Source organism: Glutamicibacter sp. NPDC090743 (genome assembly GCF_044769125.1).
Taxonomy (GTDB): domain Bacteria; phylum Actinomycetota; class Actinomycetes; order Actinomycetales; family Micrococcaceae; genus Glutamicibacter.
The window spans coordinates 71492-87811 of record NZ_JBIVXE010000008.1; the positions used below are offsets into that span (position 1 = coordinate 71492).

Genomic DNA, 16320 nt, shown 5'->3' on the forward strand with positions numbered 1-16320 from the left:
GCAATGCTGCACGTAGCACTTTCGAATATCAAGACCTATGCACGGCGATATATCGCCGTCATCCTGGCTGTGGCCATCGGCACCGCCTTTCTTGCCGCAACGCTTTCGGTGAACTCATCCACCCAGGCGACACTGAAGAATTCGCTCGGAGACGCCTACAAGAACGCCGATCTGGTCGCCTACCCCGATTGGGACCTGGTTCCCGGCGCCGAGGAGTTGACCGAGCTGAGCCTCAAGGACATCGCAGATGTCCGGAACCTGCCTGAAGTTTCCACCGCCTATGGCCTGGCCTACGCCGATGGCCTGCTGCGCACGGCGGACAACAGCTACGGCGTGTCCGCACAGCCAGTAGATCCCGACCAGGGGCTGGGCGGCATGGAATTAATTGAGGGCCGGGCGCCCCAAGGTTCCAACGAAATCATTATCGATGCTTCCCACGCCAAGGAAATGGGCGTGTCCATCGGGGACGTCGTGGCTCTGGAAAATGGCGCGATCTCGCCGGCGAACTACAACATCGTGGGCATCCAGCGCTCGACCACCAACCCGCGGACCTCGGCCTACGCCTTGGCCGGCATGAGCGAGAAAGCGTGGCAGCACTTTTCCGGCGGCCAAGCGCTGATCACCGAAATCGTGGTCAATGGCGACGGCTCCGACGAGTCATTGAAGGCAGAGCTGGAGAAGCTGTTTACCGGCAAGAAGATGGCTGACATGGCGGTGGTGACCGCCGATGAGAAGGTCTTGAACGAAGTCGCCCAGTTCACCGGAGGCACCGACCAACTCAGCGTGATCCTGCTGGTCTTCGCACTGATTGCACTGGTGGTCACCGGGCTGGTTGTGGTCAATACCTTTGCCGTAGTCATTGCCCAGCGCACCCGCGAACTGGCACTGCTGCGCATCCTGGGCGCCAAGCGCAAGCAGATTCGAAGCTCGGTGCTCATCGAAGCACTGCTCATTGGCATTCTTGCCTCGATTCTCGGTGTCTTGCTAGCCGTCGCACTGATGGCGGGCCTGATCCAGCTGCTGCACGTGATGGTGCCGGAGATGTCCTATGCGGCGTTGGCCCTGACCCCGCAGGGATTGGCCATCCCAATTCTCGTCGGCGTGCTGATGACTGTGTTCGCAGCGAGCCTGCCGGCTCGACGGGCGATGAAACTCGCACCGCTGGCGGCCTTGCGCCCCTTCGACGCTGCCAGCGTGAAGAACCGTGCCGGCAAAGCCCGGATCATCTTCGGATCGCTGTTCGTCGTGGCCGGCGCCAGCTTGCTGGCCTACGGCGCGATCCAGGGGGATCTGGTAGTCGCCTTCCTGGGTGGCCTGGTTTCCTTCCCGGGGATCCTGATGCTGGCTTCGCTGTTCGTGCCGAGCAGCGTTTCCGGGATCGGCAAGGCCGTGGCTGGCAAATCGACGGCGGGAAAGCTCGCGGCCCTGAACGCCGTGCGCAATCCGGGCCGAACCACCGCGACGGCAACGGCACTGCTGATCGGGGTGACCTTGGTGTCCATGATCATGGTCGGCGGCCAGACCGCCAAGGCCAGCTTGAACAACGCTGTGGCCGCAGAATTCCCGGTCGACATGATGGTCTCCTTCTATGACCGCCAAGTTTCAGGCGCCGAGACCAAGAACATGCTTGAGCAAATCAATGGCGTGGACGGGATTACCGCCAGCTCCAGCTTCACCTCCGGATATGCGGATGTGGACATGGGGACCGATGAAATGTTCAACGCCGAGATCATGTCCGTTGATCCCACGAGCTTCGCTGACGTTGCACTGGACCCGAATATCGTGCCGGCAGATGGCGAAATCGTCTATGTGCTGGGTAGTCCCGAAAATCCGACGATGGAAGTTGGCGGGCAAACGCTGGCAGTGAAGAATTCCGAGGCAATGCTCTCAGGAAATATCGTCACCGAGCAGACTTTCAGCAAGCTGGAAATCGATGAAGCCAATCAGTACTCGGGGATCCTGATCAAAGTGGATTCCGACGTCAACGCAGCGAGCGTCAACGAACTGGTCACCAAGGTTTCTGCCATCACCGGCGTTGAATCATCAATGATCAATGGCGGTGTGGTGATGAAGTCGATGTTCTCCCAGATCATTGACGTGCTGCTGATGATTGTCTCTGCCTTGCTGGCAGTGGCCGTGCTGATCGCCCTGATCGGCGTAGCCAACACGCTCAGCCTCTCGATCCTGGAACGCACCCGGGAGAATTCCCTGCTTCGTGCCCTAGGCCTGAAGAAGAAGCAGCTGCGCGGCATGCTGGCAACCGAAGCGGTACTGATTGGCGGCGTCGCAGCCCTGCTCGGCTTGGTGCTGGGCGTGGCCTATGGCCTGCTTGGAGCCCGCTCGGCACTCGCGTCCATGGGAACGATGACCTACGAGATCCCATGGTGGCAGCTCGCACTGGTCCTGCTGATCAGCATCGTGGCAGCGCTCTTGGCATCGGTGACTCCGGGCCGCCGCGCCGCAAAGTTGTCGCCGGTTGAAGGATTGGCCGTCGAATAGCCGGTAGCCAGCCAAAGACAGTGGTCCTGAAAGCCAAGGCTTTCAGGACCACTGTCTTTTCCGCAGGTGCGGCTCAAGCCCATAGGCTGTAGACATGAAAATTGAACTCACTCGATTCCGAGTTCTGCCAGGCAAATCAGCGCTAGCTGATGAATGGCTGGAATTCCTGAACAGCAATATGCCCGCGGTGCTTGAAACCCTGGAAGGCGAAAAGATATACGTGGAGACGATCTTCAGCGAAACCCTGGATGGCGTCGACTACCTCTACTGGTACAGCATCCAAGGCGAGGGCGGTGCCGCGGTGCAGGACTCTGCACATGAAATCGACAAGGTGCACCTCAGGTATTGGAAGCAGTGCATCGATCCAGGCTTCGCACCCCAAGAGCTGTCCCCGCGGGTGGTCATGATCCCTGAACGCGTGCAGCGCAGCATGGTCTAGAGGCGAAGCACCAAAGCACGAGGTCCAGAACTCGCTATGGCGAATTCTGGACCTCGTGCCTTGTTCTGGATGTTCAGCTGCGTAGGGTAATCGTTGTGGCCATGGCCGGGGAACGGCCGGTGGTCACGAAGCCTGAGATATTGGAGCCAGGGTGCTTGATGATATCCGTGATGGATCCCAGATGGCGGCTCAAATCGATCTTGTCCTCGGGGGCCGCGAGCACCAGATGGAAACCGAACTCCTGCAACGCGCGTATGCCTGCCGCTGCATATTCGGAGTTGGCTTGAATGAACGCCTCGTCGATCATTACCGTGCCGTAGGAAGTGAACCCGGCTGAAGCGAAGCCCAGCTGGTAGGCCAGAGCAGCACCCATGATGAAGGATGTGAAGCGCTGGCCTTCGCCGCCGGAGAGCGTCCCGGGTTCCAAGCCGGTCTCAATCTCCCCATTGGGCTTGTGCTCATTGCAGCTGATCATCACATGCTGGCGGACATCGAGCACGGTCGAACGCCATGAAGCCATCGCCGGGTCGCTGAGTGCGGTAACCAGTGCCTCCAGCGCTTGGTAGGAGCTGGCCAAGGTGGATTCGTCCTTGGTGGTGTAAGCCTCCTGCAATGCGTCCTTCAGGTCCTTGCGGAAGGTACCGGCCTCAACTGGAATCGCATTTACTGCTTCCAAGCGAAGGACCGACCCATGCTCGAAAGTCACCTCTGCCAGAATCTGGTTCAGCGGCTTGATGCGTTCGGAGATCATCCGGCGCTCTTCATCCAGCAACTGCAAGAGGTCGCTGAAGCGTTCATAGGAACGGTTCGCGAAGTATTCGCGGAACTGCGCCTCATGGTGCGGCAGGCCGTCGGCCACGATCTGGTCGTGCAGCTGCGCGTAGTGCTCAGCTGCTTCAGCGGTGGTGCCATGGGTCTGCGCGTGCGAGGTGCCGAATTCTCGGGCAAAACGACGGAAGGTTTCGCTCAGCGCGCCACCGATTTCCTGGCGCTGCGACTGCAAGGAGTTGACCTGGCTGCCCAACTGGAGCTTGACCTCGGCAAAGGCTTCGCTGATTTGTTCACTGGCAGGGCAGTTCCCTGCAATCACTTGCTGGAGAACCGGGCCAAGCAGCTGATGCTGGCGCAGCGCGGACGGGATGCTCTGCTCCCATCCGGTCCCCAAGTCATCGCTGGTGGACAGGATCTGCTGCGCACGCTGCACCTGCAAGCCAAGATCTGCAATGCGTGAACGAACCAGTGCGAGGTCCCCGACCAGGGTTTCTGCCTCGGCCTTCGCCGTTTCGATTTGCTGGCGAACCCGGGAGGAATCCCCGGACAATGCCAAGGCATCGCCGAGCTTCTGCTCGCTGCGGCGCAACGCTTCCAGTGCCTCGGACGCGTCGAACTGGCCAAAAGTCCGCTCATCGGCAATGAGGGCCTGCAAGAGCTGGGTTTTGGCCACGATCTTGTTCTTCGCCGCACTGCGTTCATCGGCAGCCTGGTGGGCCTGGACGATTTTCTCATCCAACCGTGCCGCTTTGGACTGCAACTCGGCAATCTTCGACTCGTTGGTGAAGCCCAGCAGGTACTCGGAAGCAGGCAACGTGCGGGTATCGCGCTCGAAGCTTCCGGTTCCTGATTTGATGGTGCCGGCCGGGGTTATCGCCTTGGGGTGCACCTGCATGGCTGCATCGTTCTCAACACAGGCCAATGGGTAGTCGGCGGTGATCTTCGCCTTCAGCCAGGCCCCGGCTTCGCCGGGCGCGAAGTCCAGCTTGGCCACCAGGTCTGCCGGGCCGGCTTCAGCGGTGCGCGGCGGCTGGGAAATGTCGCTCCACCGCACGCGGCCCAAGCCGTCGAGTTGATCAATGGCGTGGGTGACTTGGGTGAGCAGCTCCCCGGGAACCAGCAGGGTGCGGGCCAAGGAGTGCAAGGCCTTTTCAGCGGCCAAACGCCAGGTACCGGCATCGGCCGAGACATCCATGAGCTCGCCAGCGAACGGAAGCTGTTCTTCCTTGAGCGAGCAGGCCGAAGCGATGGCTCGGCGGGCGGCTATCGAACGGTCATCGATATTGCTGGCCCGGCGCTGGTAGGAGCGGATCTGGTCAGCCAACGTTTCTGCGCGCTTGCGCAGGTTGACCAAGGTGGCCATGGCCTCGTACTCAACGGTCTGGGCATCATGCGTAATCGAGCTGAGCTGCTGCAAGGTACGTGCCGCGTTGGCCCGCAGCTCATCCAGGCCGGTGGCTGAGAATTCGAAGGCCAAGCCAGCATCCGAGGCCTGCTGCTGCAGGGTCCGGATGACGTTCTCCTTCTCGCTCAACGCCTTGCGAGCCACATCGGCCTCGCGCTCCAGCAGCATCAGGGAAGCAGAGCCTGCAGAGTCGTGGGCAGCCTCCAGCGACGCCAGCTGGTCATCGAGCTTTTCCTTGCGCTGCCGCAGCTCGGCCTCTTCGGCCTTGAGCTTGGCTAGCTCCGATTCGTGGGAGTTCAGGTCATTGCGCAGCACCAGCTGGCGGACCTGGGTTTCCAGGGTGTGCACGTCGCTTTCCAGCAATTGCCGGGCGGTGGCGATCTGTCCAGCCAAGGAACGGTAGGCCTGATCCTGCTCCGGCACCTGCGCGAGCACGTCACGCTGGGCGCGGGCGGTATCCAGCTGGCGGTAGATGCCACGCAAATGGGCAAAGTCTTCCACTGCTGCGGACGCGGCCTTCAACGTGGCTGGTTCTTCCAGCACTTCGTGGCGGAAGAACTGGTTGACGCCCTTGGCCAGGCCCTTGCCATTTTGCAAGGTGCGCAACAGGGCAAAGGCCTTATCGCTTTCGACGCCTAAACGGCGGCGCAATCGCTCAATGAACGCCTTGTGGGTATCGAATGCCTCGCTCGGTGCCAGGGCCTTGGACAGCGAGGACACGGTGAAGCGGCGCGGGCCGTGGTTTTCCAGCTCCGCAATATTGACCTTGCCTTCGCACAACAGATAGTGCTTGGAGACCTGTCCTTCCAGGCCGGCATCGGGCAGATCGAAGACCGCGCCGGCTGTAACGGTGTTGCCCATGCCATCGTCGTAGCTGAGCACGATGGCGCTCCACGTCGCGCCGGGGCGCTGGTAGACAGTGCCGGCGCTGGTTTTGAACTTGCGCCCGCGCATGTAGGAGAACGTGGTGCGGCGGTCCTCGCGGGTGGCCGCGTCATTGGCCGATTCGTTCAGGCGGGGCGTTGCGAAGAAGACGTGGCCCATCGCATCGAACAAGGTGGATTTGCCCACGCCCGGATGGCCGGTGACCAAGGTGCCGGCGCGGTCCACGGCCAGATCATGCAAGCCGTGGAAGGTTCCCCAGTTAACTATTTGTACCCGGCTCAGACGATGCTGGCCTGGGTTGAGTGCCCCGCCCAGCGGGAGAGTCATTTCAATGCTCATCGGTTACTCCTGCACCAACTCGGGGGTCTGCTCTGCGAGGTCATCAGCTTCTTCGGCTCCCAGGCTGAAAGCTGGATCATTAGCGTCGATTGCCGCGATGTAGCGTGGTATGTCCTGGATATTGGTGATCGGCAGCGACATCGCCAGGGCCGGGGAAATGCGGAACTCGTTCTCCAGCTCGGTGCCGGTCAGCAGGCGCAGAGCCTGCAGGCGGGTGACCGCAGCATCGCAGGATTCGGCAAAGCGCTTGTCATCGCGGTCTGAGGTCTGGCGGTGCTCGGCCAGGATCTCGTGCATGCCCGCACGCGAAATCACGGCATCGCTGCCGCTGCCCGAATGCTGTTCGAGCAACAGCCGCAGCCGCAGTGCGAGCAGGGTTTCATCACGCTTCAGCGGACGGCGCGGAGCGATAGGGGAAGTGTGGACCTGTTCAATCTGGACGGGGGCAAGCATGGCGATCTTGCGGTCCATGTCCAGCTGCAGTGCCAAGAAGATCTCGGAGAAGTAATCGCTGATGCTCTGCTGCTGGTCCAGCAGCAGCTGCCAAGCCGAGGCATCGATGGACCCATCAAGGTACGGGCCGCGCAACAACCGGACCAGCAGCTGGCGCAGCGGCAGCGGGAACTTCCCGGTATCGCCCTCGAACAAGGGTTCGGTGATCGGTGCGGCGTATGAATCGCTCTTGGTCATAGCGGCTCCTTCGTAAAGCTTAACGCGGGCAGGATTGCGGTTCGCATCGAACCATCGAGTTGCTGGAAATAGATGCTGAGCAGATCGCTCTCGTTCAGCGATTCGCCATTGGTGCGCCCGATTTCCACGAGGGCACGAATGGAATTCAAGTGCCGCTGCTCGGCATCCAAGGATTCGAAGACTTCATCCAACCGAATCGAACCGGAACTGGACTGGCCCAGATGCCGGGTGATCGATGCACGCAGCAATTGCATGTCCGCCTGGGGCGTCGAGGGATTTCGTACAATGTCGGCTTCGCTGAATTCTGGCGCTTGAGCCAGCGGAGGCGGAGCCACATGCTCGGATGGGTCGTAGATTCCAAGACCGGAAAGGGTGACGAACTGCGGAGCGAAGAGCTCCATCGGGGCCAAGCCGCTGCGGGGTTTCAGGCTCGTGGACTTGCTGATCGCCAGTTCAGCTTCGCGGACCGCTTGGCGCAATAGCTCGGCCTGCTTGTAGTCCTCGGACTGCACGAATGCGTGCAGGGATTCAGAGAGCTTGCCATAGGAGGCATGGACTTCAGCTGCCTGGCGGCGCAATTCACGCAACAGGTTAGTGAGGATCTGGCGTTCGGGCGTTTCCAGGTCATCTACGAAGTCGCGGTCCAGGACTTCGGCCAATGCGGCGCGGAAACGCTGCTGCGCTTCCGGGGAGTTCAGGAATTCAGTGAATCCGCTGAAGGTTTCGCCTTCGGCAGTGGAACGCAACTGACGGTCAGCTTCAAGAACCTGGCCCACAGCTACGCCCTTGGCTGTGGAGGCATCCAGAATGCCTTCACGCAATGAATGGAGCATATCCTGGACGCCGTCGCGCATGCGTCGGAAATCTGCTGGCAAACTCGATGCCAGATCGAGTACGGAACGTGTTGCCGACAAGGCGGTCGTGCGAGAAAGCACCGCCGGGTCATCCCCGCTGCGCAGCTGGTCGATTTGGGCTTGACGCAGCGCGATCTGGGATTCGAGGGCACGGATACGTGCTTCGGGATCCGGATCGGTTTCGTGGGCCAGCGATTCCAGGGAAGTAAGCAACGTGTTCAGGCGAGACGAGTTCAAATGCGAATCGTCGGTGGAAAAATCCGCCAGGTAGCGCAGGGTGCGCAGGGTCTGCGCACTGGGTTCATACACGAAGCGCCCATCAATCAGCGGACGAGCCAGAATTCCCTGTTTGACCCATGTTTCGGCGAAATCCTGGGCCGAATACGAGGCGGGAATCTGGTCATCGCTTTTGCGCGCTTGCTTCAGGAAGGAATCCAAGGAGGCATGGAAAAGTTCCAATGCGATCCGTGAACGGTCTGCGGTGAACTCTGCGCGGATGAAGGCCACAGCCCACGGCTGGGCGGTCAGAAGCCGATACGCTGCCGAGCTTTTGAACTGCTGGGACTGAAGCCACAAACTATTCGCGCGGTGCGAGGGCTGCATGTACTTCCTTGATCTTTGGGACGCCTAACCAATCAATTCTAAATCATTGGACTCCTTCCAAAATGTGAGCTCCCTAAAAGCTGAATGTTAGACATCGCTCAAGTTCGGTAATTCATCCTGAAAGGGTGTTGCCTCCAGCGCTACCTGTGTAGGGTCGAAATAACCAGATGACAACTCGTTTTCTTCCGGCCTGGCGGGCACGGTGGAGGTCACGGAGGTCGCAGCCATTGAAGAACCCACGATTGGTGATTTCGCTCGGGTTGGCGCTGGGCCTTGCCGGGTGCAGTGCTGCACAGGAGCCGCCAACGCCGGCCCCGGATCCTGCTGCCGTTGAAAGGGCTGAGCAGGAAGAAGCACGAGTGGACGGCGTGAGAGCCGAGATCAACCGGCTAGCTGACGGATACGACTATGACGCGGCGATTAAACTTGCCAAGAAAGACAGCGCCGAACAACTGAACCAGATGGCCAGCGGCCTAGAGGAAGAGAAAGGGCAGGTTTCAGCTTGGGAAGAGCCGAACAACATACCTCACCTGTTCTTCCATTCGCTGATTGTCGATCCCGGCAGGGCCTTTGACGAAGGCAGCAGTTCTCAGGGGTACGCCGACTACATGGTGACCCAGAAGGAATTTGCAGCCATCCTCGACGAGCTGTATGCGCGTGATTATGTCCTGGTCAACCCGGAAGATTTCGCCTCGCTCGACGAACAGGGGCAGATGGAGTATCGGGATATCATGCTGCCCCAGGGCAAGAAGCCAGTGGTGCTGTCCATCGATTACCTGAGCTATTACGAATACATGGAAGGTGATGGCTTCGCCAGCAAGCTGGTGCTGGATAAGGACGGCAAGGTCCGCAACGAATACGTCGATGCGGAGGGAAAAACGCAGGTTGGCGCTTTTGACGTGACCACGATGGTCGATGACTTCATAGCGGAACATCCCGATTTCACGTATCGGGACGCTCGCGGCCTGATCGCAATGACCGGATACAACGGGGCATTCGGCTACCGCACCTCTGCCAGCCAGTATCCCCAGAGCAAGACTCTGGAAGCTGACCAGAAGAAGGCTGCGGAGATCGCAGAAGCGATGAAGAACAGCGGTTGGGTTTTCGCGTCCCATTCGTGGGGGCACATTGCCACTGGGACGGTCAGCATGGATCGGATCAAGCGGGACACCAAACTGTGGAAAGCCGAAGTTGAACCGATCGTGGGAAAAACCGGGCACTACATCTATCCTTTTGGATCGGATATTGCCCGGACCCAGCGCTACGCGGGGGAACGGTACCAGTTCTTCAAGGACCAGGGGTTCGATTACTTCTACGGCGTTGACGGTACGACTCGCACATGGATGCAGCAGGGTGATGAGTACCAGCGGCAGATGCGCATCAATGTGGATGGGTTGCAGTTCGCCAAGGAACTGCGCGGTGACCGGCCAGTCCTGGGAAGTTTCTTCAAAGTCGAGGATGTGATTGACCCGGCGCGCGAATGACCGGGCCAATCCAACATCAAGCTACAAAGCCATGAATGCACCGAGCTGCGAGAGCGCCGATGGGTTGGAAGGCAGATAATCGGTGAGCCTTTCGCTGCGCACGATGATGGCCTTCCATTGGCCACGGGAAATCGCAACGTTGATGCGATTGCGGTTAAGCAGGAATTCGATGCCACGCGATGCATCGGTGGCGCTGGAACATGCCATGGTCATCAGCACAACTGGTGCTTCCTGTCCCTGGAACTTGTCAACCGTTCCCACCTTGACCGCCGATAGGCCTTCAGCTTCGAGGACATCGCGCACCAGATTTACCTGGGCATTGTAGGCAGCAACCACCAGGATGTCAGCGGCGCCCAATGGACGGGCAGGCATGCCTGCCCCCGGACTCCACATCATTCCCAGATGCTCGCGGACCAATCGGACAATAGCCCCGGCTTCTTCGGCGCTGCTGACCGTGTTGCCTCGATGTTCAACGAACACCGTCTCGACCCCGGCCGGTGTGCCCTCGAGCTGCCGCAACCCGGCGGCGTCTGCCGAGAACAGCTGGTGGTCATAGCTCAATGCCGAAACCTTGGCGCAAAGCGCTGGATGCATTCGCCATGACGCTGCCAGGAAGTACCCCAATTCGGCTGGCAGCACTGGTTCGCCGCCGGAAAGCCAGCCGAGCGCCGATTCGTCCACCGGCTGAGGATGAGTGCCCTGGGTGACCTGGGGCAACTGCTGGGGATCACCGAGCAGCAGCAAATTGCGGCCTGCTCGTGAAACCGCCAAGGTATTGGCCAGTGAGAACTGCCCGGCCTCATCGATCACCAGCAAATCCAGGCTATCCGCGGGGACTTTCGAACCGGTCAGCGTCCAGGCAGTACCTCCAATGAGCCCGCCGCCCGATGCGTGGAGAACTTCAGTCAAGGAATCCTTGGACGTGCCGGCCCAGGGGACCGGATCATCGTGCTTGACTTCCTTGGCTACTGCCTCGGGATCGACCCCGGCCTCCACCGCTTTGCGCAGGACGTTTTCAACCACTGCATGGGACTGGGCAACCACGCCAATCTTCCATCCGTAATCAACGAGTTCACGGATCACATGCGAAGCGACGAAGGTCTTGCCGGTCCCCGGAGGGCCTTGTACCGCAAGATAGGAATTATCAAGATCCTTCAACGTCTCGACCACGGCAGGATAGATCTGCGCCTGTCCATCAACCAGGGCTGGAACCACCGGTGCCGCAAGGGTTTTCAGGCGTGGCGGAATCCGCCGCAGGATGTCGATGCCCGGCCGTTCCGGAAGCACCGGTACGGTGGAGCCCACCCGCTGGGCGATCTCCTTGAGCGCTGCATCGATGCTCATCGTCGCCAACGGCTTATCCGGAGCCAATGCGCATGGATGGGCACCGTAGGCAGGGATCTTGCCGCTGGTTTTCTCCGCAATGGTAATCCAGCCCGGACCGAGCTCGACTACGGTGGCGTTGAATGCGCCGCCGCGCACGGAGTCGTCAACGGCCATGCCTTCAGGCAACGGAGCATCAAACATGGCGAACACTGATGAGCCGGGGGAGAGCAGGGATCCTTCCGCCAAGGTTCCCTGCAATCTCGTCACGCGCGTAGAGGTGCGCGCCCGAGGGGTGGCCTTATGCCAATCCTCGAGTACTTCCGCAGTGTCCACAATGAACACTCCCCGGGCGTCGCTCCAATCATCCATTGGTGCGGACAAGCGGTCGTAGTGTTCCCACCAGAATTGCTTCTTTTCACGACGGTTGTAACCGGTCGCAGCGGCGACCATCGCGATCGCGCGGTCATCGTTGCTCAGCGCGTGGGCGTGGGGAAGCTGCGCAAGGTAGTTTTGCAGCCGAAGCTCTTCGGCGGTGGGCTCGTATTCGTCTGCGGCCGGGCCTGGCTCAGGCATATCCGGCAGGGTGCCAGGCGCCTCATCGCTGAGCGAAAGCAGCCAATCCCGCAAGCGCAAAGTGGAAAGGCAGTCGTACTCGTTGTAATCGGCAATCGACTCGAGGATCGCTTCAGCGGCCCCGTCGTTCTTCGAATCCCGCGCCTGCATGTACTGGGCATAGGCGACCACCGATGCTCCGGCATCGGTGACATCCCCGGAGCGAAGGTGCTCTCCCATGTACAACGGTTCAAGCTTCTTGATGGAGTATGAGCGGGTGGAAACCACCAGGGCGTTACGCACGGTCTCGTAGAGATCGACAAGCAGGTTCTCACGCAGCCACTGGTCGACTTCGTCCTCACCGGCAATATGCACCTGCGAGAGCTTGCGCAGGGCAGTTTTCTCATAGGGCGCATAGTGGTAGACCTTCATGCGCGGGAACCGCTGGCGGCGTTCTTCGACATAGGCAATGAAGTCCAGGAAGGCTTGGCGTTCTTCGGCGCGGCTATGGGCCCAGAAGGGTTTGAACACCGGCACCCCGGTGTCATATTCGATGACGCCGAAGAGGTATTCCAGGCCCCAGGAGCCGTCGGAAGGTTCCTGGTAGAGCGGGTCGCCCTCGAAATCGAAGAAGATGTCGCCTTGATCAGGCCGCGGCAGCGAAGAGATCGGGCCTTCGTTCTTCACCCGGTAGGAGACGCCGTGGACCATGCCATCGCTCTGGGCCAGCCCCAGCTGCATTCTGGCCTGCTCCGCGGCACGGTGCAGCGAGGTGCCTGGTTCAGCTTCTAGCTCGGCGAGCTGGTCAATGGTGGAAATGCCGCGGGCGCGAAGTTTTTCTCGCTGCACCATGGACATGCCAGCGACCAATAGCAGGTCGCGGGTTTCCTGGGCCTGCTCTTCGCAATAATCGCAACGGCCGCATAAGCGCAGTTCATCGGAGTTCCACCGAACTGGCTGGTTGGCCGCACGGTGTTCCTGCACCATCGTCACGAATCGTTCACGCTGGGCCCGGAAGACTGGCAGCACTTCATCAACCCGATGCACCGAATGCGTCCCGTCGCCGAGGACCAGCGTTGCCGAGGTGGACACGGGGAGCCCCTCTGCCAGCATCTGATCCGCGTAGGCTGCGATCTGGAGCAGTGCACTGACCCTCGTATGGCGGGCGAGCTTGGTATCCCATACGGCCCAGGTTCCGTCCTCCTGGCGGACCAGGAAGTCGGCAAAGCCAATGAAAGCCCCATCGAAGAAGGTTGCCTGGAAAATGACATCGGCGCCGTTGCGAAGCACGTGCATGGTCGCCTCGTGGGCTGCCCGAAGACCGGCCGCAGACATCTGCGGGCGATCAGTGAATTGCTTGACGCCGGTTCCCGTCGCCGGGTCGTATTCGCCATAGGCAGCTATCAGGTCTTTGAGGACGTTCTGCTCATGGGCGTCGCCGAGCACCGCTGTTCGTTCCAGCATCTCGTCTCGTGCCTTGCCAGGCTTGGGACGCAGGCCGAGTTTCACGTCCAGCAGGTACAGGGACTGGTAATTGCAGTCAACGGAGACTGACAGGTCACTCGCTGAGAAGATGAACTGATCATCTAGAAAGAACACGGGGCCTGGGCCTTTCGTTGACTTGTTTCCTACCTAGTCAACGTAGCACCAGACCCCGACAGATTCGCTGATGCCGCTTAGGACAGCTCGTCCTTGTTCTTCTTGGAGCCGCCAAGAACGAGCGAGAGAATGGCAACGCCGGCAGTCACCGAGTTCACCGCTGGCCACGCACCGATTTTCTTGGCCAGCGGATGCGAAGCGCCGAAGCCTCCGAGATAGGCGCTGATCAAGGCAATGGCTTTAGCCGTTCCAGCATCTTTCTTCCAAAGCAGGAAGGCGCCGGCACCTGCAGCACCGAGCACAACGGCAGCCAGCGGGCGCTTCTTGGTGGCACGACCGGTAGCGTAACCGCCCACTAAACCGGTGGTGGCCAAGGCGGTTGAAACGATGCGAGACATGAGACTCCTCCAGATATACGGCACAGTGTTCTGCTTTGCAGACTATGCCCGTCACCTGTGATGTTTCCCAGAAAGTCGGGAAATGCACTCGCCGGTCACTTTGTGGCCGGTGGGGCTTGCAAGAATGAGTAATACCGAACGCCGATGAGGAGCAGGAATGAATCTAGATATTGCCCAGGCCTGGGAGCGGCTCTCGCAGCCGGTGAACGTGGCCCTGAACCAGTGGCAGTGGCTGATCGTTGCGTTCTTGATCCTGCTATTGGTGGTCCCTCGTCCGGTCTGGCGGATCACCGGCTTGTACTCCACGCTGATTCATGAGCTCGGCCATATCATCGCGGCCTTATTCACGGGCAGATACGTGGCTGGCTTGCGGCTGGGCTGGGATCATTCCGGAGAAGTGCGGAGCATTGGACGGGGCAAGATTTCTGTCATCATCTCCGGGATTTTCGGGTACCCCGCACCGATATGGGTTTCAGCTTTGATGCTGTGGGGCATATCCACGGACTATTCCGGGCGGGCGCTCGGCATCTACGCGTTGCTGTTCCTGCTGGCGCTGATCTTTGTCCGAAATTGGCCGGCCTTTATTGTGTGCACTATTAGTGCACTCGTGGCATTGGCAGTAGTCTTCTTTGCGCCGGTCGAAGCGTACCTGTACCTGGCTTTGCTTATCGCCGGGTTCTTGCTGCTGGCTGGCCTAAAAGACTTCGTCAAGCTTCTTTCGGTACATGTTTGGAGACGCCACGATATCGCCCAGTCCGATGCGTACCTGATCGCCGAGGCTACCCGAACCTTCGCCTCATTGTGGGTTGTGGTGATTCTTGTTCTGGGTTCCGGCGGCCTGTGGTGGGCACTGCAGAGCTTATCGGGACTATTCTGAGCCCCTGCGCAGATCGCGTTTGGTTTTCATGCGGCTAGCGGTCCAGGCCGCCACGGCAACCAGCCCCATGGGGAGCAACTTCGTCTTGCGCTTCGGCTTCGTGGATGGATCCCTCTCCATATCTTGCAGCGGGTCGCCACCGTGCTTGATACGGATTTCCTGGGCCTGGACGAGATCCTTGTATGTTGCCAATTCCTGCTTGGCTACCAAAGTGTCATCACGCAGTGGAAGAAGTACGTCATCTATGGCAGGAATGCCCGTGCGAAGCTGGCGGAGGCGGATGAATTCGATGTCCACCAAGGCTCCGAGGAGCAAAGCGATGTTGCTGATCCAGCAAGCAAGAATCAAGATGATCACGCCGCCAATGGTTCCGTAGGTGGCGGAGTAGCTGGCGAACTGCGAAACATAAATACTGAAACCGAATACCGACAGTCCCAGGATCACCAGAGCTGTCAGTGTGCCGGGCGAGAACCAGCGGAATTTCGTTGGCTTGACGTTGGGGGTGAAGTAGTAAAGCAAGGCTAGAACCAGGAGCAGCATAATGAGCATCAATGGCGGCTTGGCGATATTCAGCACGAGTACAAAGCTGTCGCCCATGCCAATAATATTGCCGATTCCGCGGGCGACGGAGCCAGAAGCGAGCAGCAGCACCAGGGTCACGACGGCAACCAGCATGATCAGCACCGTAATCAGGAACATCTGAGGACGGCGCTTCCACTGGGGGCGGCCTTCCGGTGCCCCGTACAGCCGGTTCAACGCGCGGCTGAATGCCGTGACATATCCAGAAGTACTCCACAGTGCGCCGAGTGAACCGGCCAGGATTGCCCAGAACGTTCCGCTAGCTTGGGATGCCAAGCCAGCGAGCAACTGTTCGGCCGTGTCGAGTAATTGCTGGGAGTCGCTACTTGCAGATTGTCCGTTCGGGGCGAGGCTCTGCTCTAGCAGCTCCATGATCCATTTGGTGCCGCTTTCGCTGGCGCCGGCCAAAGACAGGAGCGAGATCAATGCCAGTAATCCGGGGAACATGGCAAGAACCATGAAATAGGACAGGGAAGCTGCAACGTCTAGTCCATCGTTGCGAAAGAATTCCCGCAGGGCTCGGGGGTAGCAGGTCAAGGATTCCATGAATCGGTCTTTGCTTGTGCTGCCTTGTACTGGCATTGAGTTCCCCTGTCTGACTGATGAAATCAAACCTACAGCGCTGGCTTCTTGAAACAAATTACCTCAGGGCAATTCAGCTGTCCTGTCGCTTGAACGTCGCGGTGTGTCCATCGCCCGGGAGGCCTTGCAGGTGGCAGCGAGGAAAAGGCCGTCTGCCGGAGAAATATTGCCCCTTCGGATTGCCCGACGCCTTGGGTTTAGGATGCAGCTATTCCAGCTTTGGCGAAAACGGAATGCAACCTTGAAGGGAGCTGGGCACGACCCAGAAGCGAATTGCAAGCTATATCACAGCGAGCTGGATAATCTCCACTTTTGGAAAGTAACATTTTCGTTGCTTGATATGGGGATCATGGTGATTTTCCGACCCGATTCAAATTTTTTTTCTGACCAATTGACCTGTATTTACGGGGTTTCTGACCGTTTCCTGAGTTGCGAGGG

The 16320-nt window shown here is 59.5% G+C and carries 10 protein-coding genes; 4 read left to right on the forward strand and 6 right to left on the reverse strand.

What is annotated here, in order from left to right; translation table 11 throughout:
- Nucleotides 1–3 precede the first annotated feature (3 nt).
- Nucleotides 4–2499, forward strand: a complete 2496-nt coding sequence (locus ACIQTS_RS16480; protein WP_402473919.1) for an ABC transporter permease — start codon at nucleotides 4–6, stop codon at nucleotides 2497–2499.
- Nucleotides 2500–2593: 94 nt separating this feature from the next.
- Nucleotides 2594–2938 (forward strand): DUF6176 family protein, encoded by a 345-nt coding sequence (locus ACIQTS_RS16485; RefSeq protein ID WP_400291457.1) that lies wholly within the window; start codon nucleotides 2594–2596, stop codon nucleotides 2936–2938.
- 73 nt (nucleotides 2939–3011) lie between these two features.
- Here ACIQTS_RS16485 and ACIQTS_RS16490 read toward each other — a convergent pair whose 3' ends face one another.
- The 3 genes from ACIQTS_RS16490 to ACIQTS_RS16500 are packed head-to-tail and all read right to left on the reverse strand — an operon-like array spanning nucleotide 3012 to nucleotide 8485.
- Nucleotides 3012–6338 (reverse strand): ATP-binding protein, encoded by a 3327-nt coding sequence (locus tag ACIQTS_RS16490; protein WP_402473920.1) that lies wholly within the window; start codon nucleotides 6336–6338, stop codon nucleotides 3012–3014.
- Between the two features lie 3 nt (nucleotides 6339–6341).
- The gene (locus tag ACIQTS_RS16495; RefSeq protein WP_332487651.1) at nucleotides 6342–7028 is read right to left on the reverse strand and encodes a DUF4194 domain-containing protein; all 687 of its coding nucleotides are present in this window, start codon (nucleotides 7026–7028) and stop codon (nucleotides 6342–6344) included.
- Nucleotides 7025–8485, reverse strand: coding sequence for a DUF3375 domain-containing protein (locus ACIQTS_RS16500; protein WP_402473921.1), 1461 nt, complete (start codon nucleotides 8483–8485; stop codon nucleotides 7025–7027). Before ACIQTS_RS16500 ends, ACIQTS_RS16495 begins: the two co-directional genes overlap by 4 nt.
- A gap of 227 nt (nucleotides 8486–8712) precedes the next feature.
- On the opposite strand from ACIQTS_RS16500, the gene ACIQTS_RS16505 reads away from it, so the two are divergent.
- On the forward strand, nucleotides 8713–9969 hold the full coding sequence (locus ACIQTS_RS16505) for a polysaccharide deacetylase family protein (RefSeq protein ID WP_402473922.1): 1257 nt from the start codon (nucleotides 8713–8715) through the stop codon (nucleotides 9967–9969).
- 21 nt (nucleotides 9970–9990) lie between these two features.
- Here the strand turns inward: ACIQTS_RS16505 and ACIQTS_RS16510 are convergent, their stop codons facing one another.
- Together ACIQTS_RS16510 and ACIQTS_RS16515 are read right to left on the reverse strand one after the other, a co-directional pair.
- The gene (locus ACIQTS_RS16510; protein WP_402473923.1) at nucleotides 9991–13446 is read right to left on the reverse strand and encodes a TM0106 family RecB-like putative nuclease; all 3456 of its coding nucleotides are present in this window, start codon (nucleotides 13444–13446) and stop codon (nucleotides 9991–9993) included.
- Between the two features lie 77 nt (nucleotides 13447–13523).
- Nucleotides 13524–13844 (reverse strand): hypothetical protein, encoded by a 321-nt coding sequence (locus ACIQTS_RS16515; RefSeq protein WP_400291447.1) that lies wholly within the window; start codon nucleotides 13842–13844, stop codon nucleotides 13524–13526.
- A 157-nt stretch (nucleotides 13845–14001) separates the two neighbouring features.
- Between ACIQTS_RS16515 and ACIQTS_RS16520 the strand changes: the two genes are divergently transcribed.
- Nucleotides 14002–14721 (forward strand): M50 family metallopeptidase, encoded by a 720-nt coding sequence (locus ACIQTS_RS16520; protein ID WP_402473924.1) that lies wholly within the window; start codon nucleotides 14002–14004, stop codon nucleotides 14719–14721.
- Here the strand turns inward: ACIQTS_RS16520 and ACIQTS_RS16525 are convergent.
- Complete coding sequence (locus ACIQTS_RS16525; RefSeq protein ID WP_400291444.1) at nucleotides 14713–15939, reverse strand: YihY/virulence factor BrkB family protein; 1227 nt, start codon at nucleotides 15937–15939, stop codon at nucleotides 14713–14715. The two genes, ACIQTS_RS16520 and ACIQTS_RS16525, sit on opposite strands and share 9 nt — an antisense overlap.
- Between the last annotated feature and the right edge of the window lie 381 nt (nucleotides 15940–16320).